Annotated in this window: 3 protein-coding genes; all 3 read right to left on the reverse strand. The window is 38.0% G+C overall.

What is annotated here, in order from left to right; all coding sequences use genetic code 11:
• Positions 1–356: 356 nt before the first annotated feature.
• The 3 genes from hscA to SGJ10_03335 all read right to left on the reverse strand — a co-directional run bounded on the left by hscA (position 357) and on the right by SGJ10_03335 (position 5039).
• Entirely contained in the window at positions 357–2210 is a 1854-nt protein-coding gene (gene hscA / locus SGJ10_03325; protein MDZ4757157.1) for a Fe-S protein assembly chaperone HscA, read from the reverse strand.
• Positions 2211–2674: 464 nt separating this feature from the next.
• Positions 2675–3370 (reverse strand): metal-dependent hydrolase, encoded by a 696-nt coding sequence (locus SGJ10_03330; GenBank protein MDZ4757158.1) that lies wholly within the window; start codon positions 3368–3370, stop codon positions 2675–2677.
• 115 nt (positions 3371–3485) lie between these two features.
• Positions 3486–5039: an NAD(P)/FAD-dependent oxidoreductase gene (locus tag SGJ10_03335; protein MDZ4757159.1), complete on the reverse strand. Its 1554-nt coding sequence runs from the start codon at positions 5037–5039 to the stop codon at positions 3486–3488.
• Positions 5040–5350 lie beyond the last annotated feature (311 nt).

Consider the following 5350-nt stretch of genomic DNA (forward strand, 5'->3'; position numbering starts at 1 on the left):
AAAAGAAAGGGACTAATCCCCCCGCATCCCGATAATTATCGGGATTAAGCGGGGCTTTCGGGATGTAGTTCGGCATTACCATTCTACAAACCAAATCCGGCACAGGCGGAGAACTATTTTAGGTTAAGAATTGGTATAATTTGTAAACGAAATCACTGGGTTATTTTGTCATGCCGAGGAACGAGGCATCTACTATTTACCTAAATATCCCTCGTTCCTCGGGAGGACAAAACGCTCGAAAAGTATCCTTATTCTTTACGCAAGTCTCGCAAACTCGGTTCGCCGCTTAGGTAATGACGGTATTATAGTATCATAGTATCGAAGTCTTTATACTTACTATTACATACTTTATACTCTTACAGCACCTTTCCCTTCATAGCTTCAGCAATAGCTACATCCATTACCCTGTGGGCAAAGGGAGCAGTAGTTTCATTTAGCTTTTCATTAGCTTGTTGTATAATATGACGGTCCGAATTGTTATATATATTTTTCAATTCGTTAATTACATTTTGCGTTTGCGAAACTTCATCAGCCTTCAAAAACTTTGCATGTTTTTGCAAAAACATTTCGGTCGTATATACCAATTGTTTGGCTGATGTTTGAGCTTCTATCAGCAAGCGTGTGTCCACATCTTCTTTGGCATGGGTAAAACTATCCAATAACATTTGTTCTACTTGTGCATCGGTTAATCCATACTGCGGGGTCATTTCTACTTCTTGTTTCACCCCGCTTCTCAGTTCGCTAGCAGTTACTTTTAATATACCATCTGCATTCAAAGTGAACACTACTTCTACCTTCGGTAAACCTGCAGGCATAGGAGGAATGCCTTTCAATTCCGCTTGCCCCAATTTTCTATTTTGTTCCACCAAATCTCTTTCACCTTGATATACATTTATTATAATACCTGATTGTCCGTCAACAGAAGTAGTATATTGCCTACCAATGCGTGTTGGTATTTTTGAATTTCGTGGAATTAAAGTATCCATCAATCCACCTAGAGTTTCTAGTCCTAATGATAATGGTGTAACATCAATCAATAATAAATCTTTTCGATTGCCTGCCAATATATCTGCTTGCACTGCTGCACCCAATGCAACCACTTCGTCTGGGTTTATGGAGTCCATCATTATAGATTGAGTGAAATATTTTTGTACCATTTGTTTTACCAAAGGAACGCGTATACTTCCGCCAACCATAACTACTTCAGCGATATCAGAAATTTGTATATTAGAATCGACAACCGCATTTTTGCAACACGCCATTGTTTTTTCTATAATAGGTAAAACGAGTTCCTCAAATTTTTGACGCGTGATTTCCAAATTATATATAGTTTCATCAATTTGAAATTGGAATGAGGCAGAATCATTATATGATAGTTGTTTTTTTGCTTCTTCAGCCAAGAGTCTTAACTCCTGAAATTCATAGGCATTTTTTGTTTGTATATGATATAGTTCGCTCCAATAATTTACCAAACCTTTATCCAAATCATCACCACCTAAATAAGTATTTCCATTGGTAGCGAGCACTTCAAAAATTCCATTTTGCAAACTCAAAATAGATATATCAAAAGTACCTCCACCCAAATCATATACAGCTATATTTTTTTGGTCTGCTTTTGCGGCACCACTATCATAGGCAAGGGCTGCGGCCGTGGGCTCACTTACGATGCGTAGAACATCCAGTCCTGCTAGTTTGCCCGCATCACGTGTGGCTTGGCGTTGACTATCATTGAAATATGCAGGCACGGTAATCACTGCTTTTTTAACTTCAGTTTTCAAATAATGTTCAGCCCGCGATTTTAATTCTTTTAATATTTCGGCACTGAGTTCTATAGGCGAATAAAATGTTGAACCGACCTGAATTTTCACCAAGCTTTCTGTATCATCATTAATAATTTTATAAGCAAATTTATGATTGTCCAAATCTTGAAAACTGCGGCCCAATAATCGTTTAACGGAGTATATCGTATTTTCGGGCTCAGTTATTAAATGACCTTTGGCCGCATTGCCCACTACCCAACCACCTTGGGGTAAATGGTGTAATATAGAAGGAACAATCGTTAGGCCTTCAGTATCAGCGAGAGCACGCGGGAGCTTGGTATTTTTGTCCATGAAGGCCACCAAAGAATTTGTTGTTCCCAAGTCGATGCCAATGATGATATCTTCTTGTTTGATGCCGCCTGTAACAATATTAATAGGAATTCGAGCCATTTTTGATAGAATATATAAGGTGCAAAGATAACGTCATTCTGATCTCAATAGAAATTGGGATTCAATTCGAGGAATCTCCTCAACAGAATAGGTAGGTAATACCGAATTACAATATATAATAGTCCAAAGACTATTTTAGGTTAAGAATTGGTATAAGCTGTTACCGGTTTCTATCATAAGATATAATTCGTCGTCCCAATAATTTCGGGATAAAAATTTTTCACCTAGTCTTTAAAGATTTATATGATTATGAGACTGTAAAGGTAGAGCACTACTATTCGCCGCAGCGAAACAAAATATCATAAAGTTTTCCTAATCTCTATACTTGCTACTTCCCACCGCGGCGGGCTGTCTACTGCCTACTGCCTACTGTCTACTACTTACTGTCTACTGACTACTACTTACTGTCCGCTGACTACTACTTACTGTCCGCTGACTACTACTTACTGACTACTACTTACTGTCTACTGTCCACTGTCTACTTTTATACTTTCTCCAACCCACAGTAATTTCAATTTCTTCCCCGCATCTGCAAACTTTTGCCTTGCTTCCTCATGGTTTATTTTGATAGGCTGAAATGTATCATAATGCATCCCTATGATTTCATTACATTCTATAAAATTGCTAGCTATTACAGCATCATCGATATCCATTGTAAAGGTATTGCCTAAAGGTAATATTGCCACATCCAATTTACACCAAAGTGGAATTAATTTCATATCCATCGTGAGTCCTGTGTCGCCAGCATAATATATATTTTTACCTGCGATATTGATCAAGAACCCCAAAGGATTTCCGCCATAAGTTTCGTCGGGCAACATGCTTGAATGGACAGCGTTCACTATTTTAACAAACCCAAAATCAAAATTTAATTTGCCTCCATAATTTACCTCATGGGTTTGTGTGATTCCTCGTTTGTGTAGCCACTGACCCACTTCGTAATTGCAAATTATTTTTGCATTGCTTTGGTGTGCTATTTCCACAGAATCACCGATATGGTCACCATGGCCGTGGGAGACCAGAATATAATGTGGCATCAATGATTTTATATCAATGGCTTCTGCCATGGGGTTTCCACTTATGAATGGATCGAATAGCAAACGATGTGTGCCATCATCAAGCATAAAACAAGAATGCCCGAGGTATTGTATATTTAGCATATTATATATAGTTTTTAAAGGTGCATAGTTAAGGGATATTAGAGAGAAATGCAAATTGGTTGCTAGAAGTCGGAAGTGCGAAGTTTTTGTTAACGTTACTTCTGACTTCCGTCTTCTAGCTTTGAGCTCCAATTGCCTCCGCACACCGTTCCCCATCAATAGCTGCAGATACAATTCCACCCGCATAGCCGGCTCCTTCGCCGCATGGGAACAAACCTTTTATCGTTATATGTTGTAATGTTTCTTTATCTCTCGGTATTCTCACCGGTGAACTGGTGCGGCTTTCGGTAGCAACTAGCACGGCTTCATTGGTATAATACCCCCGCATTTTATTTCCAAAATTTTTCATAGCAGCTTTTATTCTTATATATATTTCTTGAGGCAAAACCTCTTCCAAATTTGTATTATATAATCCAGGTAAATAGCTACAATCAGGCAATGAAGCACTGTTACGTCCTTCGGCAAAATCGACCAAACGCTGTGCAGGTGCTTGCAAATTACTCCCACCTTTTATGTATGCTTTTTTTTCTACATTTTTTTGATAAGCCAATGCTGCCAATGCTCCTTCTTTTTCGTAGGGTTTAAAATCTTCTTCACCCACACTCACCACCATTCCACTATTTGCAAAAAAGTTATTTCGTTTGGATGGACTCCAACCATTCACCACTATTTCGCCTACGGCTGTTGCTGCGGGAGCTATAATACCACCAGGACACATACAAAACGAAAACACGCCGCGACCCATTTGTTGATCGACCAAACTATAGCTTGCAGGGGGTAAATACTCGCCTGCACTTTGTCCGTGATATTGTATGGAGTCTATAATATGTTGCGGATGTTCTATGCGTACCCCCAATGCAAAAGGTTTGGCTTCTATATATATATTCTTCTGATGTAATAACTCAAAAATATCTCTAGCAGAATGTCCCGTGGCAAGTATGACAGATTTTGCAGGAATAGTTTCTGTATTATTGATTGTAATACTTTCTATCGCATTATTTTTTATTATAATATCTGTGAGTTTGCTGTCAAATCGCAACTCTCCGCCGTGCTCTTGTATATATTCACGGAGTGCAGTAATAATTTGTGGAAGTTTATTGGTGCCAATATGCGGATGTGCTTCATATAATATATTCGCATCGGCTCCGAACAAATGAAATATATTTAATATACGTTCTATACTTCCACGTTTGCCCGATCGTGTATATAGTTTCCCATCACTATAAGTGCCTGCACCACCTTCGCCAAAACAATAATTCGATTCAGGATTTATAATATTATTACGGGTAATTTTTGCCAAATCTCTGCGGCGTTCACGTACATTTTTTCCACGTTCTATGATAATAGGTTTGATGCCTAATTCCAATAAACGAATAGCTGCAAAAAGCCCTGCTGGCCCAGCTCCTATTATAATTGTCTCTTTTCCTTTTTGCAAAGGTTGTGGATTTAACTTAAAAGGATTTTCATGGATATAAGTTTCATTAATATATACATCAGCGACTATGCGAATTAGTATATCACGTTTGCGTGCATCAATCGATTTTTTTCGGATAATGTATTCTGTGATGTCCGCTAATTTTGAATTGGTAGCTTTGGCAAGGGCTTCACGAATGTATAATACATCAGTAGCTTGCTGCGGACTTATATATATTTCTGTTTGTGTAGGCATGGTTAGGTTTTTATCCTAAAGGGGCAAAGGTAATTTATTAAACCTCGTGAGACACAATAATTTTTCAATAGTTGGAGACCGAATTTGGATGTATTATAATAGCAAACTTTGGTCTGAAACTTTACCGCATTATAAAATTATTTTCGCTATGAATATTCCGAGTGGCATCAGTTAACTTCTGAAAAAGCCCATCTAATTTATTTTTCTGAAAGAAAAAAATATGACAAAAATATTTGGGTAGTTTCATTTTTACTGTTTAGAATTGCCCTGCAAACTACTTAAAAAACCTTTATGAATTTTACCCCCCCCCC

The sequence above is a fragment of the Bacteroidota bacterium genome, from assembly GCA_034439655.1.
GTDB lineage: Bacteria > Bacteroidota > Bacteroidia > UKL13-3 > UKL13-3 > CANJUD01.